The organism is Cryobacterium aureum, assembly GCF_002954245.1.
GTDB classification, from domain to species: domain Bacteria; phylum Actinomycetota; class Actinomycetes; order Actinomycetales; family Microbacteriaceae; genus Cryobacterium; species Cryobacterium aureum.
In genome coordinates, this window is the sequence record NZ_PPTG01000009.1 from 75,658 (window position 1) to 100,053 (window position 24,396).

Here is a 24,396-nt window from a genome sequence, read left to right on the forward strand (position 1 = left end):
TATCGATCCCAGTTCGACCCTGTTTCAAGGAGAAGTCGAGAAAGGGAGGATTTCCTCCGCTGGGTGGATGCGATGCCCGATAGGCCTGGACCAGATCATCACCGGTGGGAGGGTGCGAGGATGCGGTCAAGCCCGCGGTTGATCTGGCGTGCCCACAGCGGACCGCGGTAAAGGAACCCGGTGTAGCCCTGCACGAGGGTGGCTCCGGCTGCGAGACGCTCGGCGACCTGGGCGGCAGTGTCCACTCCGCCGACGGAAATAACGCAGAAATCGGCCGGGACGACGGCGCGAATCTGCTTGAGAATAGCCAGGGACCGGGCGTGCAGTGGTGCACCGGACAGGCCGCCGGCTCCTGCAGCTGCGATCGTGACGGCATCCGTTTTCAGACCGGTGCGAGCGATCGTGGTGTTGGTGGCGATGATGCCGTCGAGACCGAGTTCCACGGCGAGGGCGGCGATGCGGGCGACTTCGGCATCGCCCAGGTCGGGCGCGATCTTGACCAGCAGCGGGGTGGCACCGGCGGCACCCTTGACCGCGGTCAGCAGCGGGGCGAGCTGGTCAAGTTCCTGGAGTCCGCGCAGTCCCGGCGTGTTGGGTGAGCTCACGTTGACCACGAGATAGTCGGCGAGGGCGGCGAGCGTCTCGGCGCTTCGCAGATAGTCGGCCGTCGCGTTCTCGACGGCGGTGGCGCGGCTTTTACCGATGTTAATGCCGAGCACTGGACGGCCGGCGACGGCCCGCACCCGGTTCAGTCGCGCTACGGCCGCGGCGGCGCCGTGGTTGTTGAAGCCCATGCGGTTGATCACTGCGCGGTCGGCCACGAGTCGAAACAGGCGGGGTTTCGGGTTGCCGGGCTGGGCGAGGGCGGTGAGGGTGCCGACCTCGACGTGGCCGAAGCCGAGCTGGCCGAGGCCGATAACGGCCTCGCCGTCCTTGTCGAATCCGGCGGCCACACCGAACGGGGAGTCGAAGTGCAGGCCGAGGGTGTTCACGCCGAGGTCGGTGCGCGGACGCGTGAACCGGTGCACGAGGCGCCCGATACCGAGCGTCGGCAGCATCCGGATCACGATGAAAGCGAGGTGGTGGGCGCGCTCGGGATCCATGCGGGTAAGCACGTACTTGAATAGCAGCGGATACATCGAGCCCTACGGTTTAGTGGAACTGGTGGGAGCGGTGCTATCCGGCGCGTCCGCGGCATCCGTTGCGGCACCGCGCGCGTGTGAGCGCGCCGAGTGCTCGGTGCGCAGCTGCGTGATGGCGCTCTCGAAGTCGTCGAGGGAGTCGAAGCCCTGGTAGACGCTGGCGAAGCGCAGGTAGGCGACCTCATCGAGGTCACGCAGCGGCGGCAGAATAGCCAGGCCGATGTCGTTGGCGTCGACCTGCGAGGCACCGGTCTGGCGAATGGTTTCTTCGACCTTCTGAGCCAGCATGGCGAGGTCGGAGTCGGTGACTGGCCGTCCCTGGCAGGCTTTGCGCACACCGGAGACGATCTTCTCGCGGCTGAACGGCTCCACCACGCCGCTGCGCTTGATGATGTTGAGACTCGCGGTCTCGGTGGTGCTGAAGCGGCGGCCGCATTCCGGGCACTGCCGGCGGCGGCGAATCGAAAGCCCGTCGTCGCTCGTGCGCGAGTCGACGACTCGGGAATCGGGGTGGCGACAGAACGGGCAGAACATTGTGCCCCCAGCCTACCGCTCTACCCCTGCAAGACAATTCCGCGTGTCTTCCGCGAGAGCGGGAACTTTGCTGCTTCGGGTGGGCTGAAGCAACAAAATTCCCGCTCTCGCCAAACGTGACTCAGCTAAAGCGAGCCGTCACCGCGTCGCCATGGGCTGGCAGCGCCTCGGCATTGGAGAGCGCGCGGATGTGACCGGTGACAGCTTCGAGCGCTTCGCGGCTGTAGCGCACGACCTGCTGCGGCCTGAGGAACGTGTAGGCGCCGAGGCCGGAAGAGAACCGGGCTGCTCCCCCGGTGGGCAAAACGTGGTTGGAGCCGGCGACGTAGTCGCCGAGGCTCACCGGCGAATACGGACCGAGAAAGATTGCCCCGGCATTCTCAATTTCGGCCAGCACGGCGTCGGGATCGCTCGTCTGAATCTCTAGGTGTTCCGGTGCGAAGGCGTTGCTGAACCCAGCCGCGACGTGCAGATTATCGACGAGAACGATGGCAGATTGGCGACCGCCGAGCGAGGCGGTCACCCGGTCGCTGTGGGTAGTGGATGCCGCCAGCACGGCAAGGCGCGCCGCCACGGCATCGGCGAGTTCGGGCGAATCGGTCACCAGCACGGCGGCGGCGAGTTCGTCGTGCTCGGCCTGGCTGACCAGGTCGGCGGCGACGAGCATGGGGTCGGCGGCGGCATCCGCTATGACGAGAATGTCGGTGGGTCCGGCCTCTGAATCGATGCCGGCCTGGCCGCGAATGAGTCGTTTGGCAGCGGCGACGTAGACGTTGCCGGGGCCGGTGACGATCTGCACTGGCGCGAGTCCGATGTCTTCCACGCCGTAGGCGAGGGCGCCGATAGCGCCGGCGCCGCCCATCGCGTAGATCTCGTCAACACCGAGCAGGCCGGCGACGGCGAGGATGGTCGGGTGCACGCGACCGTCGAAGTGGCTCTGCGGCGGCGAAGCGAGGGCGATTGACCGAACCCCCGAAACCTGAGCGGGCACGACATTCATCACCACACTTGAAGGGTAGACAGCCTTGCCGCCGGGAACATAGAGGCCGACCCGGTTCACCGGCTGCCAGCGCTGCGTGACGGTGGCTCCGGCCTCGATCGTGGTCGTTGCGTGCGGCGGCACCTGCGCGGCACTGGCCAGGCGCACCCGGCGAATGGTCTCGGTGATCGCGGTGCGCACGGTCGCATCAAGCCCGGCGACCGCGTCGGCAATGTGGCTGGCCGGAACTCGCACCTGGCCCGGGCGCACCCGGTCGAGGCGTTCAGCCTGGTCAAGCAGGGCAGCCCCGCCGCGCTCCCGCACGTCAGCGATCAGCTCGGCCGCGATATCGGCGGCCGCGGCAACGCTGGTCAGGGCGCGTGGAACGGAGGCCAGGAGCGCGGCCGGTGTCGGCTCGCTTCCGCGAAGGTCAATAGTCTGAATCATCGTGGCCCAGCCTATCCGTCCATGAGGCGTAACAATCAGTGCGCGGGAATAGGCTAAGGCTGAAATAGATTGTTGGTTGAGTATGCAAAGCAACGTTGAACCCCCGGTAATTACTCGGCCTGAGACCAATCAGCCCGCGGCTGACCCGCCCGTGGCTTTGCCCTCCGGGCCTCCGCTGGCCGCCGACCCCAATGCGCCCGACGACCTCGCCGCGTTCAAACACGCGTTCCGCCGTCATGCAGCCGGCGTCGCTGCGATCACGACGCTCGCGCCCGACGGCAGCCCGGTGGGCTTCACGGCCACCTCCCTGGCATCACTCTCCGCAGTGCCGCCACTCGCCACGTTCAATATGGCCCGCTCGGCGAGCTCGTGGGCGGCGATCGCCGCTGCCGACCGCGTGGTTATCCACATGCTGGGTGCCCACAACCGTGGCGTGGCAGAAAAGCTCGCCGGCCCGCACGACGAACGTTTCGTCGGCGATCACTGGCGACCGGGCCCGTACGGGCTTCCGGTGCTGGTCGGCGTCACCAGCTGGATGATCGGCCGCATCGTCGAGCGCGTTCCGGTGCACAACAACGCCGTCGTGGTCGTGCAGATCGAGGGCGGCGGCATGGGCACCGACGACGAAGCCCTGCTGTACCACGAGCGCACCTATCGGGTTCCGGGCGCCACCGTCTAGGCCTGGTTTAGGTGCGTGGCTGCTTCTCAGCTGCGTGCTTTTCGGCGGCCTTGCGGCGACGGCGCTCAGCTTCAGCGACTGCAGCCTCAACCGGAGTCGGCGCTGTTCCACCGAGGTGCGCCGGCTGCCACCACTGTCCGGCACCGGGCACCGAGTACTCCGCCTGCACCGCGTCGACCAAGGCCTGCAGGGTGTCGTGGAGCCGCACGGTGGCAACCGCGACGTCGTCGTCGACGGTGTCTACGGCATCCGCGGAAAAGGGCTTCCCAAAGCGGATGCTGACCGGCACGCCGATCCGCTCCCGCAGGGTCGAACGATGGTTTTTGGTCATCAGCCGATGCCCGCCCCACACGGCGACCGGAATGATCGGCACGTTCGCGGCCAGCGCCATGCGCACCGCACCGGTCTTGAGCTCGCGCACGGTGAACGAGGCATTGACGCCGCCCTCGGGAAAGACTCCGAGCAGTTCACCGTCGCGCACGGCGTCGACGGCCTCGGCGTAAGCCGCGCCGCCGCTTTGCATGTCGACCGAGATGTGCTTCATGCCGCGCAGCAGCGACCCGACCAGCTTCTGGTCGAAGGCGCCCTTCTTGGCCATGAACCGGATATGGCGGCGGTTGTGCAGCCAGGTCACCCACTCGACCAGGGCGAAGTCCAGGTAGCCGAAGTGGGTGATCGCCAGCACCGCTCCGCCGGTGGCCGGCAACTGTTCGAGCCCGGTGACAGTGCGGCGCACCCGAAGCAGACCGAACAGGGCTCGCCCCGCTCCGATGGCGGCCTGGTAGATCGGCTCTGGCTTGTGCATGCTGCCAGCCTAGGCTGGCATCCTGTCAGTAAGCGCCACAGATCAGGTGAGGCAATTCGGGCCGAGAATGCTCTTGAGCTCGCCGAACAGGTCGGCGCTCACCTTCACCCGGTGCGGCAGCTCAAACACCCGGGCCACATCACCCTTGACCAGCTTCAGCCGCACCTCGGCGTCGCCGGCGTGGCGTTTGAGAATCTCACCGAGCGCACTCACGGTGTCGGTGTTCGCGCGGGTCTCCCCCACCGTGATCGAGACCATGCTTTGATCTGAGCCCTGGCCGAGCTCCGGCTGGAACACGCTGAAGGCGTGCAGGTTCATGCCGTCATCGCGCAGGCTCACCCGGCCGCGCACCACCACGACCGAGTCGCTGATCAGCTCGGGCGCGAACTCGAGGTAGGCCTTGCCCATGAACATCGCCGTGATTTCACCGCCGAAGTCCTCGACCTGAATCATGCCGTACTGGTTGCCCGATTTCTTGGCGATACGATGCTGCACGCTCGTGATCAGGCCGGCCACGGTCACCGTGTCGCCGTCCTCGGTCGACTCAGACGCGATCAGGTCGGCGATCGTGGTACTGGCGTGCTTGGCGAGCGGAATTTCCAACCCGGCGAGCGGATGGTCGGACACATACAATCCGAGCATGTCGCGTTCGTAGGCGAGCTTTTCTTTTTTGCTCCATTCGGGGCGGTCTGGCACCTGCTCGGTTTCCTGTGGCTCGTCGAACAGGCTGTCAAAGTCGAACCCAATATTGCCGTTGCTCTCTTCACGCTTGATCTTGACGGCCGACTCGACGGCCGACTCGTGAATCTCGACCATGCCGCGCCGAGTCGCGCCGAGCGAGTCGAATGCCCCGGCCTTGACCAGCGATTCAATCGTGCGCTTGTTGGCGACCGGCAGCGGAACCTTGCGCAGAAAATCGTGGAACGACTCGAAGCGCCCTTTCTCCTCGCGCGCGCCGCGAATGGCCTCGACCACATTGAAGCCCACGTTTCGCACAGCACCCAAACCAAAACGGATGTCGGTGCCCACGGCCGCGAAGAACCCGATCGACTCGTTCACGTCGGGCGCCAGCACCTGGATTCCCATGCGGCGGCACTCGTTGAGATACAGCGCGAGCTTGTCGCGGGAGTCGCCGACGCTCGTGAGCAGGGCCGCCATGTACTCGGCCGGGTAGACAGCCTTGAGGTATGCGGTCCAGTAGGAGAGCACGCCGTACGCGGCCGAGTGAGCCTTGTTGAAGGCGTAGTCGGAGAACGGCAGGAGGATATTCCAGACCGTGGTGACGGCATCCATTGAATAGCCGCGGTCCTGCATGCCCTTCGAGAAGCCCTCGAACTGCTTGTCCAGCTCCGACTTCTTTTTCTTACCCATGGCGCGGCGCAGCAGGTCGGCTTCACCGAGCGTGAAGCCGGCGAGCACCTGCGCGATCGACATGACCTGCTCCTGGTACACGATCAGGCCGTAGGTGGTGCCGATGACATCCTTAAGGGGCTCTTCGAGCTCCTTGTGGATCGGGATGATCTCCTGCACACCGGTCTTCCGCAGCGCATAGTTGGTGTGCGAGTTAGCGCCCATGGGGCCGGGCCGGTAGAGGGCGATGACGGCCGAAATGTCTTCGAAGTTGTCGGGTTTCATCAACCGCAGCAGGGCCCGCATGGGACCGCCGTCGAGCTGGAACACACCGAGCGTGTCGCCGCGGGCGAGCAGTTCGTAGGCGGCCGGGTCTTCAAGACCGAGGTCTTCGAGTATGGGTCGGTGCCCGCGGTTCACGGCGATGTTGTCGAGGGTGTCGTCGATGATGGTGAGGTTGCGCAGCCCCAGGAAGTCCATCTTGATCAGTCCGAGGGCTTCGGAGGCCGGGTAGTCGAATTGCGTGACGACCTGACCATCCGCTTCACGTTTCATGATCGGGATGATGTCGATCAAAGGGTCGCTCGACATGATGACGCCGGCGGCGTGCACACCCCACTGGCGCTTGAGGTTTTCCAGGCCGAGCGCGGTGTCGAACACGGTGCGGGCTTCGGGGTCGCTCTCGATCACCGCACGAAAGTCGGCCGCTTCACGGTACCGCGGGTGGTCCTTGTCGAACATGCCGGTGAGTGGCACGTCCTTGCCCATGATGGCCGGCGGCATGGCTTTGGTCAGCTTGTCGCCCATGCCGAATGGGAAGCCGAGCACCCGAGAGGCGTCTTTCAGGGCCTGCTTGGCCTTGATGGTGCCGTAGGTGACAATTTGGGCGACGCGTTCCTCGCCGTACTTCTCGGTGACGTACTTGATGACTTCACCGCGGCGACGCTCATCGAAGTCGACGTCGAAGTCGGGCATGGAGACGCGGTCAGGGTTGAGGAACCGCTCGAAGATGAGGCCGTGCACGAGCGGGTCGAGGTCGGTGATGCCCATGGCGTAGGCCACCATCGAGCCGGCGCCCGAGCCACGGCCGGGACCGACGCGGATGCCCTGCTGCTTGGACCACATGATGAAGTCGGCGACGACGAGAAAGTAGCCGGGGAACCCCATCTGTACGATGATGCCGATTTCGTAGTCGGCACGCTTGCGCACGTCTGCCGGGATGCCCTTCGGGTACCGTTTGGCCAGCCCGATCTCGTTCTCCTTGATGAACCAGCTTTCCTCGTTCTCGCCCTCCGGGCACGGAAAGCGGGGCATGTAGTTGGCTTTGGTGTTGAATTCCACCTCGCAACGCTCGGCGATAAGCAGAGTGTTGTCGCAGGACTCGGGGTGGTCCCGAAACAGGTGCCGCATTTGCGCGGCCGTTTTGAGGTAGAACTCGTTGGAGTCGAACTTGAACCGGTTGGGGTCGTCGAGCGTCGACGCCGACTGCACGCAGAGCAGCGCGGCATGGGCGGTCGCATCGTGCGCGTGCGTGTAGTGCAGGTCGTTGCTGGCCAGCAGGGGCAGGTCGAGCTCCTTGGCGAGCTTGAGCAGGTCGGTCATGGTGCGGCGTTCAATGTCGATGCCGTGATCCATGATCTCGCAGAAGAAGTTTTCCTTGCCGAAGATGTCCTGAAAATCGCCGGCGGCCTTCTTGGCTTCCTCGTACTGGCCGAGGCGCAGGCGGGTCTGCACTTCCCCACCGACGCAGCCGGTGGTGCCGATCAGGCCCTTGGAGAACTGGCTGAGCAGCTCACGGTCCATGCGGGGCTTGAAGTAGTAGCCCTCGAGGCTGGCCTTCGACGAGAGCCGGAACAGGTTGTGCATGCCCTCGGTGTTTTCGGAGAGCAGCGTCATGTGGGTGTACGAGCCGGCACCACCGACGTCATCCCGGTTTTGACCGCTCGTACCCCAGCGCACCCGGGTCTTGTCCCGACGATCGGTGCCGGGGGTGATGTAGGCCTCTGTGCCGATGATGGGCTTGATGCCGGCGTCGGTTGCGCTCTTCCAGAAGTCGAACGCCCCGAACACGTTGCCGTGGTCGGTGATCGCCACCGCCGGCATCCCCTGCTCGACGGCGGCGTTGATCAGGGGTTTCACCCGGGCGGCGCCGTCGAGCATGGAGTATTCGCTGTGTACGTGCAGGTGGACGAAATTGTCAGTGGCACTGACCGGGTTACTCACAAGGACTCCGACGAGTTGGTGAAACGGTAAGGGACGAGTCGGCCTCGGTCAGTCTCCGCGCAGCACCGCGAGGGCATGCGTGAGGTCGGCCGGGTAGTCGGCGTTGTAGGTGACCCACTCGTGACTGTCCGGGTGGGTGAATGCCAGCTGTGTGGCGTGCAGCCACTGGCGGGTCAGTCCGAGCCGGGCGGTGATCGACGGATCGGCGCCATACATGGCGTCGCCGACGCAGGGATGCCGTTGGGCGGTCATGTGTACGCGGATCTGGTGGGTGCGCCCGGTCTCCAGGTGCACCTCGAGCAGGGAACCGTATGGGAAGGCTTCCAGCGTCTCGTAGTGGGTGATAGAAGGCTTGCCGTCGGCCATGACCGCGAACTTCCAGTCCGACCGCGGGTGGCGGCCGATCGGAGCGTCGATGGTGCCAGTGAGCGGATCGGGGTGGCCCTGCACGACCGTGTGGTAAATCTTCTCGACCTCGCGGTCGTGGAACGCCTTCTTGAGTGCGACATAGGCCGTCTCCGATTTGGCGACGACCATGAGACCGCTCGTGCCCACGTCGAGGCGGTGCACGATGCCGGCCCGTTCGGCGGCACCGGAGGTCGCGATGCGGAAGCCCGCGGCCAAGAGGGCGCCGGGAACGGTCGGTCCGGTCCAGCCGACGCTCGCATGCGCGGCCACACCGGCCGGCTTGTTGATGACGATGATGCTCTCATCGTCGTGCACGACGGTGAGGTCGGGAACGGCGATGGGGATAATGCGCAGGGGCTGCTTGGGCTGCCACGTCACCTCGATCCAGCTGCCGGCCCGCAAACGGTCGGACTTGCCCACCACCGTTCCGTCGAGCACGACGCCGCCGGCCTCAGACACCTCGGCGGCGAAGCTGCGTGAGAACCCGAACAGCTTGGCCAAGCCGGCGTCGACGCGCACGCCTTCCAGGCCGTCCGGCAGGGGCAACGATCGCCGCTCCGGGGAGTTGGACAGCCCCGGGGAGCCGGTCACGGCCGGACCTCGGGGGCCGGCCGTTCGCGGGTGGGGGCAACGGTGTCGCTGGGGGTGGTATCGGGGGTCACAGCATCCGTTTGTTTCAGTGTTGAAGTGGCGGTCTTGCCAACGGCCACGACCTTGTTTCCGTCGAGGCCGATGCCGCGAATGGTCAGGATCATGAAGATCACCATGCTGCTCACGATGGCCATATCGGCGACGTTGTAGATCGCCGGAAGCAGCCACGGTGTGGAGATAAAGTCGACGACGTGCCCGACCCCGAAGCCGGGTTCGCGCAGCAGCCGATCGGTCAGATTGCCCAGCACTCCGCCGAGCAGCAGTCCGAAGACGAGACCCCAGGCGAATGAGTGGATGCGCCGGGCAAACCAGGCGATGAAAACCACAACGGCGGCGGCGATGATCGAGAAGATCCAGGTGGAGCCGCTCGCGAGGGAGAACGCCGCACCCGGGTTCCGAACGAAGTGCAGTTGCAGCACATCATTCAGAACCCGGATCACGGAACCCTCGGTCATCGAAGCAACGACGAGGTACTTGCTGACTTGATCGAGGGCGTAAACGCCGAGCGCGACGAGGGCTAGAACGATAAGCGCTCGCGAACGCTTCTTCGTTCGGGCCCTAGGCTCCAAAGCCCTGGAAGCTGGGCTTCGGCGCGTTGCCGGCGTCGGCCGTGGAGCCGACCGAGGTCGCGTCGAGGTCGTGCAGTTGACCCTCGATGTAGCTCTTGAGCTTCAGACGGTACTCGCGCTCGAAGGTGCGCAACTCATCGATTTTGACTTCGAGCGTTGAGCGCTCTTGGTCGAGCTTCTGCAGCTGAACGCGCTGCTGGGTCTCGGCTTCGGCGATAACGCGTGCTGCGGTGGCGTGGCCTTCGGCGATCAGGGCGTCGCGCTTCTCAGCGCCCTCCTTGACGTGCTCTTCGTGCAGGCGCCGAGCCAGCTGCAGCAGGTTGGTCGTGCCGGCCGTCTCGTCGATCGGTGCGGCAGCGGCAACCGGAGCGGCCACGGGTTCGACGACGACGGGCTCTGCAACGACGGCGGCGACCGGAGCAGACTCGGCTGCCGGGGCAGCGTCAGAGCCGACCTGACCGCGCAGTTCCTCGTTCTCCTTGGTCAGGCGACGCAGTTCGACGACGACCTCGTCGAGAAAGTCATCGACCTCGTCCTGGTCGTATCCCTCACGAAACTTGGTCGACTGGAACCTTTTGTTGACTACATCTTCCGGAGTTAGCGCCATGGCTTTCCACCCTCAAAACTTGTATTTATTGTGAACATTTGACTGACTCGAGCCGATGAGCGGCTCAAGTATTTTATTGACTACGGGCTGCCGACGAGCGAGTACGGGCTCACGGCGAACCAGTCATCCGACAAGGATACATGCCTCACTAGGCGCGTTGTATTATTCCTGCCACGGTCATGCCGACGATGCAGCAAAGCATCGTCAACGTGAAGCCGAAATCCAAAGCGATGGGCCCGATGCGAAGCGGCGGGACCAGGCGACGGAAGAAACGTACCGGCGGATCGGTCAGCGTGTAGACGAGTTCGACCAGCACGAGCAGGAAGCCTTGCGGTCGCCAGGCCCGGTTGACACCGCGCACGAGGTCAATGATGAATCGGCCCCAAAGCACGAGGAAGTACATGAAGAACACGAAATAGAGAAGATTCCCCAGAATTGATAGACCAGTCACACTTAAGTCTAGCCTTGCGCGAAGAAGGAGCTGTCTTCAGCGCCCTCTTCGGTGGTGCTGTCGCCGGAAACGACAACGTGGGACGGCGACAAGAGAAAGACCTTGGCGGTGACGCGCTCGATCTTGCCGTACAAGCCCTGTGACAGGCCGCTGGCGAAGTCGATGAGGCGGCGTGCATCGCCGTCGCTCATCTGCGACAAGTTGATGATGACCGGAATTCCTTCGCGGAAGGATTCGGCGATGGCCTGGGCGTCCTTGTAGGCGCGGGGGTGAACCGTGAGAATCTCATTCATTTCAGACGCAGCCACATTCTGGGGGGTCGAAGTCTTACGCAGGGGGGTCACCGGTGCACGACCGGCAGAGTTCTGGGCCGCGTTGGAGTGCGGCGCAGTGTCGTGTCCGCGTGCGGGAACGGCACTGACATGGTTCGTGGCGCCGTTGTTCGACGGACCGTTGTTGGAGGTACCGGCGGGTGCCTGGTACTCCAGCTCTTCGTCTGCCAGACCCAGGTAGACCATGGTTTTCTTGAGCGGGTTGGACATGTCGACCTCCGTGTTGGTTTGCTACTTCGAGATTATTAGAGCACCGGGCGATTGCCGGTGATTGCCGTGCCAATTCTTAGGTGTGTCGCCCCTTCGAGCACCGCCGCCGCGTAGTCCTGGCTCATGCCCATGGACAAAGCAGTGGCTGCCGGCGCCTGGCCGCGCAACCGCTCGCTGAGCTCGCGCACGTGGGCGAAGGCTCGGCGCGGTTCAACGCCGAGTGGCGCCACGGCCATCAGGCCGAGCAGGCGCAGTCCTGGCGTGGCCAGAACGTTGTCAACGAGGGCCGTCAGGTTGGCGGGATCCACGCCGCCGCGAGCCGCGTCATCCGTGAGATTCACCTGAATAAAACAGTCGACGCTAGAATCTTCCGAGCCCAGCGCGGTCACGAGGGACTCTCGATCAATCGAGTGGATGACGTTGGCGTAGGCCCGCACCTGGCGCGCCTTTTTGCCCTGAATTTGACCGACGAAGTGCCAGACGAGGTCTTGGCCGGCGAGCTCTGCGGCCTTGGCCTGTGCCTCCTGGTGCCGGTTCTCCCCCAGGTTGCGAACGCCTAGAGCGTAGAGCTCTTCGATCAGCGAGACCGGGTGAAACTTGGTGATAGCGATCGTGGTGATGTCGGCCGGGTCACGGCCAGCCGCACGTGCGGCATCGGCGACGCCGCCGCGCACGGTCTGCAGGCGGGAGGCCAGATCGCTCGGTTGCGTCATGCTCGATGCCGGTTCGGCGGCCGCCGCGTCAGGAAGTGCCATTTCATGCTGCTCGGTTCGTTACGTGCGATTAATGCAGTGCGCCCCGGGTCGACATTCTGGCCGTCGGCCCGGGACTACTGCAAACGCGCCCTATTTAAGGAAGTCGGGGATGTCGAGGTCGTCGGCCTCTTCTTCAAAGGCCGGGTCGGCCACGGTCACACCGTTGCCGGCATCAGAGCCGCCCCAGACCGAGGCCGCGAGCTCGCCGTCGCTGTAGCTGCCCGAATCGGTTGCACGGGTTCCGGTGGCGCTTTCAGCGGATGCTGCCCCTCCGGCCGCAGCCGTTCCGGCACCGGCCGCGATGCCGGCGGCGACGAGATCGGCACGCCGGACCTCGACCGCCTTGGCGCCGGGCTCGCCGCCGTCGAAACCGGCGGCGATGACGGTGACCCGCACCTCGTCACCGAGGGTGTCGTCGATGACGGCACCGAAGATGATGTTGGCTTCGGGGTGCACGGCTTCCTGCACGAGGCGGGCCGCGTCGTTGATCTCGAAAATACCGAGGTTGGAGCCGCCCTGGATCGACAGGAGCACGCCGTGCGCGCCGTCGATCGAGGCCTCGAGCAGGGGTGACGCCACGGCCAATTCTGCCGCCTTGATGGCACGGTCGGCGCCGCGAGCCGAGCCGATTCCCATGAGGGCCGAGCCGGCGCCCTGCATGACCGACTTGACGTCGGCGAAGTCGAGGTTGATCAGGCCGGGGGTGGTGATCAGGTCGGTGATGCCCTGCACGCCGGCCAGGAGTACCTGGTCGGCGGTCGCGAAGGCCTCGAGCATGCTGATGCCGCGGTCACTGATTTCGAGCAGGCGATCGTTGGGCACGACGATGAGGGTGTCGACCTCGTTCTTGAGCGAGGCGACGCCGGTCTCGGCCTGGGCCTGGCGGCGCTTACCCTCGAAGCCGAACGGCTTGGTGACCACACCAATGGTGAGGGCACCGATCGACTTGGCAATGCGGGCGACGACGGGGGCGCCACCGGTTCCGGTACCGCCACCTTCGCCGGCGGTGACGAAGACCATGTCGGCCCCGGCGAGGGCTTCCTCGATCTCTTCGGCGTGGTCCTCGGCGGCGCGGCGACCCACCTCGGGGTCAGCGCCGGCACCGAGACCACGGGTGAGGTCACGACCAACGTCGAGCTTGACGTCGGCGTCGCTCATGAGCAGAGCCTGGGCATCCGTATTGATGGCGATGAACTCGACACCGCGGAGGCCAAGTTCGATCATGCGGTTAACGGCGTTGACGCCGCCACCGCCGATGCCGACAACCTTGATGACGGCTAGATAATTTTGATTGTTTGACACGTCCGGCCTCCGGGTGGAACCTTAAACCTCTAGTCGAAGTTTAAAGTTATGCTGAGTATGCAATTCCTGTTTACGAAAGTATGCGCGGGCGACGCATGGATGGGGAGGCGCGCCCGCGTGTCGCGAAGAACTCGCCGAATCCGTCGCGAACTAGCGCAGCACGGCGCTGTCAGGCGACGAGACGTCGTACTCGTTGACCGTGCCGGCCGGGTGGCCCACCAACAAGGCCGCCAGCACGACCGCCTTGTACTCGGATTTCTCCGGACTACCCCAGACCACGCGTTCGCCGCCGAGCAGGCTCAGGGTCACGTCGTCCGTGGTGACGGCGGTCACCGAATCCAGTTGGGTCCGGATGCTTTCCGGCAGCACGGCGAGCACCGCGGCGGCCGCTTTGAACCCGGCGCTGTCGATGCCGTCCGGCGCGTCAATCAGAGGGTAGCCTGCGCTGCGTTCCGGCGTCGTCTCGATGACGACTCCGGCGGCATCGACCAGGTCGAATCCGGTCGGGCCCGTCAGCACGCCCACCGGCACCCGCTCGACGATGCGCACCACGAGCGTGCCGGGCGGGCGACTCTCTGTGACATAGCTCTGGATGAGCGTGAACTTGGACAGTTCGCCCTTGACCCTGGCGCTGTCGATGAGCGGCAGCGGAATACCGACCTGATCGGCGAGGGCCGCCGATACGTCCGCTGCCGGAATCCGGCTGGTGCCGACGACCTCAATCGTGCGCAGGGCCATCAGCGGTGAGTAGGCGGCTCCGATGATGAGCGCGAAGGCGAGCAGAATCGATCCGACGCCGACAATCCACGCGGTGCGCCGCCGCCGGGTGCGCCCCGTGAACCGTCGCACCTCGGCGCGTTCGAAGCGTTTGCGGGCGCGCTGGGCCGCCCGCAGCACCGACCGGGCCGCGCGGGCGCCAGCCGTGCCGCCGGAGGGCTCCTCGGCCGGTCCTGACTTCGTGCTTGCCCGGGCCAACGAGGGCGCAGAGGCGGCAGGGGTTCTGCCAGCAGGCGCTGTGCTCGGCGTCGGTTTGACAGTGTTCGGCGTAGCGGATGCCCCTCCCCCGGCCAGAACGATCGGTTCCGTCGTCGTGTCGGAGGGATCGAACGGTTTCGGCGCGCGTGTGAGCGCTGCGGCCAGGCCGCCCCGCGTGGCCTTCGGCTTCGTCGGCTCGGACGGCCGTTTCTGCGGCGCTGAAGCCCGCTTCTGCGCCGATCGCGCTGGCTCCGGTGCCGGCGTTGTCGCGGGCGTTGGGGCGTCCGATTCTGTCCGTGCCTCCACTGTCGGCTTGGCGCGCTGCGATTTCGCGGTCGAGGACGGAGCGGCCGGGGACGCAGCGGCCGGGGACGCAGCGGCCGGGCGGGCCCTGTCAGGCTTGGCCGGTCGGTCGAATCCGGCCGGCCGCCTCACCGCCGCCTCATCCGCGTACTTTTTCGAGCGAGGCTAGCAGCTGGGGCACGATGCGGTTCACATCGCCGCAGCCGAGCGTCACGACGAAGTCGCCGTCACGCGCGATGCTGGCGAGATAATCGGCAGCATCCTGCCAGTCGGGCACGTAGGCCACGTGGGACGGGTCGCGGAACCGTTCGGAGACGAGCGCGCCGGTGACGCCGGGCTCCGGGTCTTCGCGGGCACCGTAGACGCCGAGCACGATGGTCTGGTCGGCGAAGTTTTCGAGGGTCTCGGCGAATTCCTGAGCGAACAGGCGGGTGCGGCTGTACAGGTGCGGCTGGTGCACCGCGATGATGCGGCCCGCGCCGACCACGGTGCGGGCCGCGGCAAGGGCGGCGGCTACCTCGGTCGGGTGGTGGGCGTAGTCGTCATAGACGCTGACACCGCCGACGGTGCCGTGCAGTTCGAACCGGCGCTGGGTGCCGCCGAAGCCAGCGATCGCGTCCAGGCTGGCCGACGGGTCGAAGCCGAGTCCGACCAGAACGGCGAAAGCGCCGGCCGCGTTGATGGCGTTGTGCTTGCCTGGGACGCGCAGGGTGGCGCTGTAATCCTGGCCCTGCCAGGAGACACTGAAGCTGACCGGCCCGGTGGTAGTGATGGAGTGCACGCGAACGGTGGAATCGGGGTGCTCGCCGAAGGTGACCACGCGGGCGGCGGCATCCGCTGCGCTGAGTCCAGCGGTGATGGCGGCCGTGACCCGCACGGCGCCGACGTCATCGGAGGAGATGACGACCAACTCTGAAGCCTTGCTGCTGAACTCGACGAAGGCCGCCTCGAACGCTTCGAGCGACCCGTAGTGGTCGAGGTGGTCGGGGTCGACGTTCGTGACCAGCGCAACGGCCGTGTGGTACAGCAGAAAGGAGCCGTCGGATTCGTCGGCCTCGACCACGAACAGGTCGTCGGCGCCGCTCGCGGAGCTGACCCCGAGCGATTCGATCACGCCGCCGTTGACGAAGCTCGGGTCTGTGCCGAGGCCGAGCAGCCCGGTGACGATCATGCCGGTCGAGGTCGTCTTGCCGTGCGCGCCGGCCACCGAGACGAGCCGGTGCGCTCGAATGAGCCAGGCGAGGGCCTGCGCGCGGTGCAGCACCGGGAGGCCGCGTTCGTTCGCGAGCACATACTCGGGGTTGTCCTGCCACAGGGCACCGGTGACGACGAGCGTGTCGGCGGCGCCAACGTTGGACGCATCGTGCCCGATGAACACGGTCGCACCGAGATCGCGCAGGGCCTCGACGTTGGGCGAGTTCTTCGCGTCGGAGCCCGTGACGGTGTAGCCCCGGTTCAGGAACAGGCGTGCGATGCCGCTCATGCCGGATCCGCCGATGCCCACGAAGTGCACACGTCCGAGGTCGTCGGGAATGGTCAGAGTGAGGTCTGGTTTGATCACGGTGGTGCGCTCTTCTCGTTTGAAGCTAATGAAACAGTTTGTGCGGGCACTACGTTACGCGTGCCGACCGACGTTCAGGTCGTGAGCGCCTCGTGAATCAGGTCGACCATCCGAGCGGTTCCGTCGCGCGCACCAACGGATGCCGCCCCCCGCGCCATCTTGCCCCGCCGCGCCCGGTCACCCAACAGGGTCACCAGCTCGCCCTGAACGAAGGCCGGAACGAAGTCCGCGTCAGCGATCAACACGCCCCCTCCCGCTGCCAGCACGGGCGCGGCGTTGAAACGCTGTTCACCGTTGCCGACCGCATACGGCACGTAGACGGCCGGAATGCCGAGCGCACACAGTTCGCTCACCGTGGCAGCGCCCGCGCGGGTCACGGCGAAATCAGCCACGGCGAGGGCGAGATCCATACGGTCGCAGTAGGCGAGAAGGTGGTAGCCCGGCAGCTCGGGGTCGGTGACCTCGGCCTTCGACCCGGTGATGTGCAGCACCTGCCAGCCCGCAGCGACGAGTGCGGCTGCCGAGGCGATCATCGCGGCATTCAGTGTGCGGGCTCCGAGCGACCCGCCGGTGACGAGCAACACGGGGCGATCCGGGGCGAGGCCAAAGTACTCCAGCGCCTCTGGCCGGCCAGCCACGCGGTCGAGTTCTTCGATTTCGGGACGCAGCGGCATGCCCACGAACCGAGCGTGCCGAATCTTTGTGCCGGCGAAAGCGACGCCGACGTGCCGGGTCAGGCGGGCGCCGAGCTTATTGGCCAGTCCGGGCCTGGCGTTGGCCTCGTGAATGACGATCGAAACCCCGGCACGCCGGGCGGCGAGGTAGGCCGGCGTCGACACGTAGCCGCCGAACCCGACGACGACATCCACGTGGCGCGAGCGGATGACGTCGGTCACCGTTCGCACGGCAGCGTTGAAGCGCGGCAGAAAGCGCAGGGCGGCCCGATTCGGGCGGCGCGGAAACGGCACCCGGGGAACGACGATGAGTTCGTAGCCGCGCTCGGGCACCAGGCGCGCCTCGAGACCCTCAGCGGTTCCGAGAACCAGCACCGTGGCATCCGCTTCAAGAAGACGGATGCGGTCGGCGACGGCGAGCAGGGGGTTGACGTGGCCGGCGGTTCCGCCGCCCGCTAAAAGGTACGTGGTCATGCCCGGTCAGCCTCGATGGAGTCGAAATCATTCTGGGGTTCGCTCGAGCGGTCGCCGCGCGCGAAAGAGAGCACGATGCCGATCGCCACCAGAGTGGTGAGCAGAGCGGTGCCACCGGCCGAGATCAGCGGCAGCGGTACGCCCAACACGGGGAACACTCCGAGCACTACGCCGATGTTGACGAAGGCCTGGCCGATGATCCAGACCATGGCGGCGGCGGTAGAGACCTTGGCCTGCACGGTCGTGGCCGTGCGCATGATGCGCAAAAAGGCGAAGGCCAGCAGAATAAACATGCCGAGCACGACGACACAGCCGATCAGGCCGAGTTCTTCGCCGATGATGGCGAAGATGTAGTCGTTGTCGGCGGCCGGCAGCCAGGACCATTTGGCTTTGGAGTTGCCGAGGCCCACCCCGAAGACCCCGCCGTTGGCCAGCGCCCAGGTGCCGTGCAGCGGTTGCCAGCAGCTTTGGGAAATCTCCCCGACCAGTTCGGTGCAGCCCTCGTTGAGAAAGCTCGTGATGCGAGTCAGCCGATTGGGGCTCGCGATGGCCAGCACGACCGCTGCGCCAACGCCGACCAGCAGCGGCACGGCGAGCAGGCGCAGTTTGACGCCGGCAAAGAACAGGGCGCCGAACAGGATGCCGGCCATGATCATCACCGTGCCGAGATCACCGCCGATCATGACCAGCAGCACCGCGCTGCCGCCGACGCCGAACACCGGGATGAATACGTGCTTCCAGTCGTCGAGCTGGTGCTGCTTCTTCGACAGGATCACCCCAAGCCAGATGACCAGGGCCACCTTGATGCCCTCGGACGGCTGGAACTGGATCCCGAAGATGTTCAGCCAGTTGGTGTTACCGCCGGTGCCGCGGCCGAGCCCGGTCGCCACGACCAGAAACTGCAGAAAACAGGTGATCAGCAGCGACGGCCAGGCCACGCGCCGCCAAAAGGCGAGCGGCAGGCGGCTGACCACGAGCATGAGCGGAATACCGATCAGCGCGAACATGCCCTGCCGCAGCAATCCGCCGAAGAAGCCCATGTCGGCCAGAAAGGAGTCCACCGACGACGAGGACAGCACCATGACGAGGCCGAAGATGACCAGGAACAGGGTGGTGCCGAGCAGCAGAAAGTAGTTACCGCCCTCAGACTTGAATACCCGCCCGAGGTTGATTCGAACCTGGGGCCCGCTCGGCTCGTCTGCCACCGTCGCCTTCTCGGGTGCCCGCGACGTCCGCCCCGCAGCGGCACGGAGACCGGACGCGGGTCGTGAACCGGCGCCGGATCGTGGTCCGGACCCGGATCGGGTACCGGAGGCAGGCCGTGAATCGGAAACTGGCTCCGGGGACATGCGCTGCGCCTGCGTGGTCGGCCGGGTGCGGGAGGCGGGGTTGCGCGGCACCTGTACCATCCGCGTCACCTGCCCAAAAAGTCGTGTACTGCCTGATTGAAGAGCCGGCCGCGTTCGGCATAGCTCTCGAATTGGTCCATCGATGCGGCGGCCGGTGCCAGCAGCACCGTGTCACCCGCGCGAGCGAGTTCGGCGGCCAGCCGCACCGCCCGCGTCATCACTAGTTCGGTGCCGTTCGATACAGTGTCGTCTGGGTCGATCTCGAACACGGTCAGGTCGGGGGCGTGTCGCGCGAATGCCTGGCGTAATGCCAGGCGATCGACGCCGATGATGATCGCGCCGCGCAACCGGCCGACGTGCTTTTGCACGAGCTGGTCGATATCCACGCCCTTGAGCAGCCCGCCCACCAGCCAAACCACCGACTCGTACGCGGCCAGGGAGGCATCGGCGGCGTGCGGGTTGGTGGCCTTGGAATCGTCGACCCACTCCACGCCGTCGCCGATGGCGACCGTTTCAATGCGGTGGGCGTCGAGGTGGAAGGTTTCCAGTGCCGTGTGAATGGTCGCTGGCGCCACGCCGTACGACCGGGCGAGGGCGCTCGCGGCCAGCACGTCCATGATCACGTGCGGGGCGCCGAGGCCGGCCTCGACCAGGTGCGGCACTGTGGTCAGTTCCAGGGCACGTTCGAACCGGTCCTCGAGGAACGCGCGGTCGCAGACGATACCGTCGACGATGCCCAATTCGCTTGGTCCGGGCACGCCGAGCCCGAATCCGATGGCACGGGCGCCGTCCTGCACGTCGGCGTCCTGCACCATGGCGAGGGTCGCGGCATCCGCTGTGTTGTAGACGCAGGCGACCGCGGTGTTCAGGTAGACCTTGGCCTTGGCGGCGCGATACGCCTCGGCCGAGCCGTGCCAGTCCAGGTGGTCGTCGGCCACGTTCAGGCAGAGGCTGGCCCACGGCGCCAGGGCGCCCGGACCGCTCTGCGGCAGGTGGTGCAGCTGGTAGCTCGAGAGTTCAACGACGAGCACGTCCCAACCGGCGGGATCGCGAATGGCGTCGAGCACCGGCACACCGATATTGCCGCAGGGGGCGACGCGGCTGCCGTGGGCAGCGAGCATGGTAGCGGTGAGCTGCACGGTGGTGGTTTTGCCGTTGGTGCCGGTCACGAGCATCCACTCGGCCGGCGAGCCGACCTTGTCGCGCAGCCGCCAGGCCAGCTCAATGTCGCCCCAGACCGGCACGCCGTTTTCGTGGGCCCAGGCCAGCAGGGGGTGATCTGGGTGGAAGCCGGGCGAGACGATGATCAATTGCGGATGCTGTGCCGCGAGTTCCGCCGGTACCTCGCGCAGGTCCGCCTGTACGAAGGGAACACCGAGCACCGTGAGCAGGTCGAATCGTTCGTCGGGTCCGGGCGAGGCCAGCACGAGTACGTCGACGCCGAGCTCGGCGAGGGTGTCGGCGGCGGCGAAACCGGTCACACCGAGGCCGAGCACGGCCACGCGCAGGCCTTTCCAGTCGGCGTGCCAGCTGGTGAGTTCGTTCAGGCGATCAGCGTCGCTACTCACTAGCGCGACAGCCACTCGAGGTAGAACGAGCCCACGCCGGCGGCGACGAGCAGGCCGCCGATGATCCAGAACCGCACGACCACCGTGACTTCGGCCCAGCCTTTCAGTTCGAAATGGTGGTGGATCGGACTCATCAGGAAGATGCGTTTTCCATGGGTGATTTTGAAGTAGGCACGCTGCACGATCACCGATCCGGCTTCCATCACGAACAGGCCGCCGATGAGAACGAGGAGCAGTTCGGTGCGGCTGAGAATGGCGAGGGCGGCCAGGGCGCCGCCGAGGGCGAGCGAGCCGGTGTCGCCGAGGAAGATCTTGGCCGGTGAGGTGTTCCACCAGAGAAACCCGATCAGGCCGCCGACGATGGTCGCCGAAACGATGGCGAGGTCGAAGGAGTCAGGCCCGAGGTAACACTTGTACTGGTCAGTGGCATCCGCTCCCCCGAAGCAGCTCTGGTTGGACTGCCAGAAGCCGATCACCACAAAAGACCCAATGGCGAAAATGGATGCCCCGGTGGCGAGGCCATCGAGGCCGTCGGCGACGTTGACACCGTTCGAGGTCGCGGCCACGATCAGGCAGATCCAGAGCAGGAACACGGCGATGCCGATGAACGTGCCCAGTTTCATGAAGTCCAGCGGCAGGTCGCGAATGAACGAGATGCTGGTCGAGGCGGGAGTCTGGCCGTTACGGTCGACGAATTGCAGAGAAAGCACACCGAAGGCGCCGGCCACGATGACCTGCCCGAGCACCTTGGACCAGCCGCCGAGCCCGAGGCTGCGCTGGTTGCGGGTCTTTAGAAAATCGTCGAGAAATCCGACCAGGCCGAGGCCCACCATCATGAACAGAACGAGCAACGGTGACGGGGTGAATGGTCGCTGTTCGATCAGCATGGCAGCAAAATAGCTGATCAATACGCCCAGAATAATGATGATGCCACCCATGGTGGCTGTGCCGCGCTTGGCGTGGTGGCTCTTGGGGCCGTCGTCGCGAATGAACTGGCCCCAGCCGAACTTCTTGAACAATCGAATGAACAGCGGGGTCAGAAACAGGGTGAACGCGAGCGAAAACGCTCCGGACAGCAGAAGGACTCTCACGAGAACAAGTCTCCCAGTCGATCGCCGAGGAATCGCAGACCTGCGGAATTGGATGACTTCACGAGCACGGTGTCCCCCGGATTCACGCTGGTGCGCACGAGTTCGAAGGCTTCGTCCGGCGTGTCGACATACGCCGACTCGCCGTCCCACGATCCCTCGTTGATGGTGCTGATGTGCATGCGGCGGGCGGCAGGTCCGACCACGATCATCTGGGAGATGTTCAGGCGCACGGCGAGCAGTCCGATGCGATCGTGCTCCTCACCGGCGAGTTCACCGAGTTCGGCCATCTCTCCGAGCACCGCGATCGTGCGGCGTCCGGGAATGCCAATCTGGGCGAGCGTCTTGAGCGCTGCGCTCATCGAGTCGGGGCTCGCGTTGTAGGCGTCGTTGATGACGGTGACGTCGTCCTTGCCGCCGAGCACCTCCATGCGCCAGCGTTCGGCCCTGGTGGTGGCCTCGAGAGCGGTGACGATGTCGCTCAGCGACACGCCGAGCACCTCCGCAGCCGCGGCCGCAGCGAGGGCGTTCATGACATGGTGTTCACCGAGCACCGGGAAGGCGACCGGGGCGCTCTGCCCGCTCGCCAGGTGCAGGGTGAAAGTGGTTCCGGTGCGACCGGAATGCAGGTCGCTCGCGCGCACGTCCACCTGGCCATATTCACCGAAGCGAACGACGCGGGCGGGGGTCACCCCGGCCATCTGCGCGACGCGCGGGTCGTCGGCGTTCAGCACCGCGACATCCGTTGGAAGAAGGTGGGTGACCATCTCGGATTTGGCGCGCACGGTGGCGTCGAGGTCGCCGAACTCGCCGGCGTGGGCGAGGCCGATGGTCAGCACAATACCCACGTCGGGGCGGGCCAGGCGCACAAGGTGAGCAATGGCACCCTCGCTGCTGGCACCCATCTCGATCACCAGAAACCGGGTATCGGCGGTCACCTCGAGCATCGTCATCGGCGCGCCGACCTGGTTGTTGAAGGAGCCGCGCGGGGCGACGGTCGGGCCGACCCGTTCGAGCATGCTGCGCAGCAGGTTCTTGGTGGTGGTCTTGCCGTTGGAACCCGTAACCGCCACGACCTTGAGCGCTCCGTCAGCGCGCACTCGGGCGACGACCGTGGACGCGAGGGCGCCGAGAGCGGCGACGGCGTCAGCGACGACGATCTGGCTGACCGGCAGGTCAAGCCGCCGCTCAACGATCAGCACTGCGGCACCCTGTGCGGCGGCCGCCGGAGCGAAGAGGTGCCCGTCGGTGACGGCACCGGGCTTGGCCACGAAGATGGAGCCGGGTTCGATCAGGCGGGAGTCGGTCTGCACCGATGCGTCGATCAGGTCGGCGGCCGTGGCCGGTCCGGACAGGTGCAATGCACCGTCGACGGCCTGGCTGATATCGGCCAGGGAGAGGGCGATCATTTACAGCCACCCAGCGTCGCGCAGCGCCTGGCGAGAATCGTCCCTGGCCGAATACGGCAGTTTCACGCCTTGTACCTCGTGGTAGTCCTCGTGGCCTGGGCCGGCGTACAGAATGGTGTCTCCTTCGTGTGCGAGTGACAACGCCGTGCGGAATGCCGCACGGGGGTTGGCCACCTCGTAGAACTCGCCGTCTGGCACGGCTTCGCGCGCTGCTTGCAGCAGGACGGCCCGGATGCTCGCGGCGTCTTCAAACCGCGGGTGAAAGTCGGTCACGACCACGATATCGCTGCCCTGGGCGGCGATCCGACCCATATCGGCGCGTTTCGTGGTGTCGCGGTCACCGTCGGCGCCGAATAGCATAATCAGTTTGCCTGGGGTGAATTTGCGCAGCGCCGCGAGCGTATTCAGGAACGCATCGGGACTGTGACCGTAGTCGATGTAGACGAGGGGGCCCCGGTCGCCGGAAATGCGCTCTGCACGCCCGGGGATGAAAGCGACGATGCCGCCGTCACGGTTCAGCGTGTGTTGGATCGCGCCGAGGTCGAATCCGCTCTCTACCAGCATGACGATGGCCAGGGCGGCGTTGGCGGCCATGTACCAGCCGAGCAGCGGCACCCGGGTGTGCAGGCGACGCCCGCCGTGGCCTTCGAGCACGAAGTCGGTGTGCGTGGCGGTTTCGCCGACCACGGTCATATGCCAGTCGGCGTCCACGTCGGCCCGGTTGCTTATTGTCGTCACCGGGATGCGGCATTCATCGGCGAGGCGACGTCCCCAGTCGGTGTCGACCGTGATCACTCCGCGGTGCGAGCGGTCGGGTTGGAACAGCTCGAGCTTGGCCTGGAAGTAGTCATCCATCGACGGATAGTCGTCGAGGTGGTCGTGGCTGAGGTTGGTGAACGCAGCGACGTCGAAGACCAGGCCGTCAACCCGGTAGCGGCTGAGGGCCTGCGCCGAGACTTCGATGCCGACGGCGCGTACCTCGGCCTCATTCATACGGGCCAACAGGGCGTGCAGTTCGCTGGCCTCTGGCGTGGTCAGGGAACTCGTGACGGCGAGATCGCCGATGCGACGCTCAGCTGTTGAGGTGAGCCCGGAAACGACGCCGAGTTGGTTCAGAATACCGAACAGCAGGTAGACGACGCTGGTCTTGCCGTTGGTGCCGGTGACGGCGAACAGGGTCGCCGGGTTGTCGTCGGTGCGGTAGATCCAGGCGGCAACGGCGCCGAGCGCGGCACGGGCATCCGGTGTCAGCAAGACCGGCAGACCGCTGGCCGCAGCGAGCAGCGCTCCGGCCTCGTCGGTCAGGATGGCCACGGCCCCCGCTTCGGCTGCCGCCGCGGCGAAGGTGGCGCCGTGCAGGTGCGCTCCGGGAACGCCGACGTAGAGGTCGCCCGGTTGCACCGTGCGCGAGCTCAGGCTCACTCCGGTGACTTCGAGACCGTCGATGTCTCCACGTAGTTCCAGATCAAATTCGGCAACCAATCCCGACAACGACCGTGGTACGGGGTGCTCGGGACGGAGAGCCGACGGCGCCAATTCAGACACGCAGGG

22 protein-coding genes are annotated in these 24,396 nt (G+C 65.9%); 2 read left to right on the forward strand and 20 right to left on the reverse strand.

Annotated elements, in window-relative coordinates; genetic code table 11:
• Nucleotides 1-98 precede the first annotated feature (98 nt).
• The 3 genes from CJ028_RS03340 to hisD form a co-directional block, all read right to left on the reverse strand.
• Nucleotides 99-1,139 (reverse strand): quinone-dependent dihydroorotate dehydrogenase, encoded by a 1,041-nt coding sequence (locus CJ028_RS03340; RefSeq protein WP_105033868.1) that lies wholly within the window; start codon nucleotides 1,137-1,139, stop codon nucleotides 99-101.
• Between the two features lie 6 nt (nucleotides 1,140-1,145).
• Nucleotides 1,146-1,676: a transcriptional regulator NrdR gene (nrdR, locus tag CJ028_RS03345; RefSeq protein ID WP_105033869.1), complete on the reverse strand. Its 531-nt coding sequence runs from the start codon at nucleotides 1,674-1,676 to the stop codon at nucleotides 1,146-1,148.
• Nucleotides 1,677-1,797: 121 nt separating this feature from the next.
• Nucleotides 1,798-3,102: a histidinol dehydrogenase gene (gene hisD, locus CJ028_RS03350; RefSeq protein ID WP_105033870.1), complete on the reverse strand. Its 1,305-nt coding sequence runs from the start codon at nucleotides 3,100-3,102 to the stop codon at nucleotides 1,798-1,800.
• A gap of 157 nt (nucleotides 3,103-3,259) precedes the next feature.
• On the opposite strand from hisD, the gene CJ028_RS03355 reads away from it, so the two are divergent.
• A complete protein-coding gene (locus CJ028_RS03355; protein WP_240607099.1) occupies nucleotides 3,260-3,781 on the forward strand; it encodes a flavin reductase family protein in 522 nt (173 codons plus the stop codon).
• Between the two features lie 7 nt (nucleotides 3,782-3,788).
• Here CJ028_RS03355 and CJ028_RS03360 read toward each other — a convergent pair whose 3' ends face one another.
• From CJ028_RS03360 to CJ028_RS03405, 10 genes are all read right to left on the reverse strand, one after another.
• Nucleotides 3,789-4,586 carry a lysophospholipid acyltransferase family protein gene (locus CJ028_RS03360; RefSeq protein WP_105033872.1) on the reverse strand — a complete coding sequence of 266 codons (798 nt, stop codon included), beginning with the start codon at nucleotides 4,584-4,586 and terminating at the stop codon, nucleotides 3,789-3,791.
• A gap of 42 nt (nucleotides 4,587-4,628) precedes the next feature.
• Nucleotides 4,629-8,096 carry a DNA polymerase III subunit alpha gene (gene dnaE, locus CJ028_RS03365; protein ID WP_105034208.1) on the reverse strand — a complete coding sequence of 1,156 codons (3,468 nt, stop codon included), beginning with the start codon at nucleotides 8,094-8,096 and terminating at the stop codon, nucleotides 4,629-4,631.
• Nucleotides 8,097-8,207: 111 nt separating this feature from the next.
• Entirely contained in the window at nucleotides 8,208-9,158 is a 951-nt protein-coding gene (locus CJ028_RS03370) for an RluA family pseudouridine synthase (RefSeq protein ID WP_240607065.1), read from the reverse strand.
• On the reverse strand, nucleotides 9,155-9,787 hold the full coding sequence (gene lspA / locus CJ028_RS03375) for a signal peptidase II (RefSeq protein ID WP_105033873.1): 633 nt from the start codon (nucleotides 9,785-9,787) through the stop codon (nucleotides 9,155-9,157). The genes CJ028_RS03370 and lspA overlap by 4 nt, the downstream gene beginning before the upstream one ends.
• On the reverse strand, nucleotides 9,777-10,394 hold the full coding sequence (locus CJ028_RS03380) for a DivIVA domain-containing protein (RefSeq protein ID WP_105033874.1): 618 nt from the start codon (nucleotides 10,392-10,394) through the stop codon (nucleotides 9,777-9,779). Before CJ028_RS03380 ends, lspA begins: the two co-directional genes overlap by 11 nt.
• A gap of 148 nt (nucleotides 10,395-10,542) precedes the next feature.
• Nucleotides 10,543-10,845 (reverse strand): YggT family protein, encoded by a 303-nt coding sequence (locus CJ028_RS03385; protein ID WP_174776441.1) that lies wholly within the window; start codon nucleotides 10,843-10,845, stop codon nucleotides 10,543-10,545.
• 8 nt (nucleotides 10,846-10,853) lie between these two features.
• Nucleotides 10,854-11,387 (reverse strand): cell division protein SepF, encoded by a 534-nt coding sequence (locus CJ028_RS03390; RefSeq protein WP_105033875.1) that lies wholly within the window; start codon nucleotides 11,385-11,387, stop codon nucleotides 10,854-10,856.
• 35 nt (nucleotides 11,388-11,422) lie between these two features.
• On the reverse strand, nucleotides 11,423-12,142 hold the full coding sequence (locus CJ028_RS03395; protein ID WP_240607066.1) for a YggS family pyridoxal phosphate-dependent enzyme: 720 nt from the start codon (nucleotides 12,140-12,142) through the stop codon (nucleotides 11,423-11,425).
• Nucleotides 12,143-12,232: 90 nt separating this feature from the next.
• Nucleotides 12,233-13,444: a cell division protein FtsZ gene (gene ftsZ, locus CJ028_RS03400; protein ID WP_105033876.1), complete on the reverse strand. Its 1,212-nt coding sequence runs from the start codon at nucleotides 13,442-13,444 to the stop codon at nucleotides 12,233-12,235.
• A 150-nt stretch (nucleotides 13,445-13,594) separates the two neighbouring features.
• Entirely contained in the window at nucleotides 13,595-14,293 is a 699-nt protein-coding gene (locus tag CJ028_RS03405; RefSeq protein ID WP_129590367.1) for a cell division protein FtsQ/DivIB, read from the reverse strand.
• Between CJ028_RS03405 and CJ028_RS03410 the strand changes: the two genes are divergently transcribed.
• Nucleotides 14,280-14,891, forward strand: coding sequence for a hypothetical protein (locus tag CJ028_RS03410; RefSeq protein WP_129590368.1), 612 nt, complete (start codon nucleotides 14,280-14,282; stop codon nucleotides 14,889-14,891). The genes CJ028_RS03405 and CJ028_RS03410 overlap by 14 nt on opposite strands.
• Here CJ028_RS03410 and murC read toward each other — a convergent pair.
• The 7 genes from murC to CJ028_RS03445 all read right to left on the reverse strand — a co-directional run bounded on the left by murC (nucleotide 14,862) and on the right by CJ028_RS03445 (nucleotide 24,390).
• On the reverse strand, nucleotides 14,862-16,283 hold the full coding sequence (murC, locus tag CJ028_RS03415; protein WP_105033879.1) for a UDP-N-acetylmuramate--L-alanine ligase: 1,422 nt from the start codon (nucleotides 16,281-16,283) through the stop codon (nucleotides 14,862-14,864). The genes CJ028_RS03410 and murC overlap by 30 nt on opposite strands.
• 74 nt (nucleotides 16,284-16,357) lie before the next feature.
• Nucleotides 16,358-17,431 carry a UDP-N-acetylglucosamine--N-acetylmuramyl-(pentapeptide) pyrophosphoryl-undecaprenol N-acetylglucosamine transferase gene (locus tag CJ028_RS03420; protein WP_105033880.1) on the reverse strand — a complete coding sequence of 358 codons (1,074 nt, stop codon included), beginning with the start codon at nucleotides 17,429-17,431 and terminating at the stop codon, nucleotides 16,358-16,360.
• Nucleotides 17,428-18,636 (reverse strand): putative lipid II flippase FtsW, encoded by a 1,209-nt coding sequence (gene ftsW, locus CJ028_RS03425; protein WP_240607067.1) that lies wholly within the window; start codon nucleotides 18,634-18,636, stop codon nucleotides 17,428-17,430. Before ftsW ends, CJ028_RS03420 begins: the two co-directional genes overlap by 4 nt.
• 209 nt (nucleotides 18,637-18,845) lie before the next feature.
• The gene (gene murD, locus CJ028_RS03430) at nucleotides 18,846-20,348 is read right to left on the reverse strand and encodes a UDP-N-acetylmuramoyl-L-alanine--D-glutamate ligase (protein ID WP_240607068.1); all 1,503 of its coding nucleotides are present in this window, start codon (nucleotides 20,346-20,348) and stop codon (nucleotides 18,846-18,848) included.
• Entirely contained in the window at nucleotides 20,348-21,439 is a 1,092-nt protein-coding gene (gene mraY, locus CJ028_RS03435) for a phospho-N-acetylmuramoyl-pentapeptide-transferase (RefSeq protein WP_105033882.1), read from the reverse strand. Before mraY ends, murD begins: the two co-directional genes overlap by 1 nt.
• Nucleotides 21,436-22,845, reverse strand: coding sequence for a UDP-N-acetylmuramoyl-tripeptide--D-alanyl-D-alanine ligase (locus CJ028_RS03440; RefSeq protein WP_105033883.1), 1,410 nt, complete (start codon nucleotides 22,843-22,845; stop codon nucleotides 21,436-21,438). Before CJ028_RS03440 ends, mraY begins: the two co-directional genes overlap by 4 nt.
• On the reverse strand, nucleotides 22,846-24,390 hold the full coding sequence (locus CJ028_RS03445; RefSeq protein ID WP_105033884.1) for a Mur ligase family protein: 1,545 nt from the start codon (nucleotides 24,388-24,390) through the stop codon (nucleotides 22,846-22,848). It lies immediately after the preceding gene.
• Nucleotides 24,391-24,396 lie beyond the last annotated feature (6 nt).

Bases quoted from the DNA above. Each gene is read 5' to 3' on its own strand.
- CJ028_RS03340 (WP_105033868.1), bottom strand. From the start codon at position 1,139: ATGTATCCGCTGCTATTCAAGTACGTGCTTACCCGCATGGATCCCGAG.
- nrdR (WP_105033869.1), bottom strand. From the start codon at position 1,676: ATGTTCTGCCCGTTCTGTCGCCACCCCGATTCCCGAGTCGTCGACTCG.
- hisD (WP_105033870.1), bottom strand. From the start codon at position 3,102: ATGATTCAGACTATTGACCTTCGCGGAAGCGAGCCGACACCGGCCGCG.
- CJ028_RS03360 (WP_105033872.1), bottom strand. From the start codon at position 4,586: ATGCACAAGCCAGAGCCGATCTACCAGGCCGCCATCGGAGCGGGGCGA.
- dnaE (WP_105034208.1), bottom strand. From the start codon at position 8,096: ATGCTCGACGGCGCCGCCCGGGTGAAACCCCTGATCAACGCCGCCGTC.
- CJ028_RS03380 (WP_105033874.1), bottom strand. From the start codon at position 10,394: ATGGCGCTAACTCCGGAAGATGTAGTCAACAAAAGGTTCCAGTCGACC.
- CJ028_RS03390 (WP_105033875.1), bottom strand. From the start codon at position 11,387: ATGTCCAACCCGCTCAAGAAAACCATGGTCTACCTGGGTCTGGCAGAC.
- CJ028_RS03395 (WP_240607066.1), bottom strand. From the start codon at position 12,142: ATGGCACTTCCTGACGCGGCGGCCGCCGAACCGGCATCGAGCATGACG.
- CJ028_RS03420 (WP_105033880.1), bottom strand. From the start codon at position 17,431: ATGACCACGTACCTTTTAGCGGGCGGCGGAACCGCCGGCCACGTCAAC.
- CJ028_RS03440 (WP_105033883.1), bottom strand. From the start codon at position 22,845: ATGATCGCCCTCTCCCTGGCCGATATCAGCCAGGCCGTCGACGGTGCA.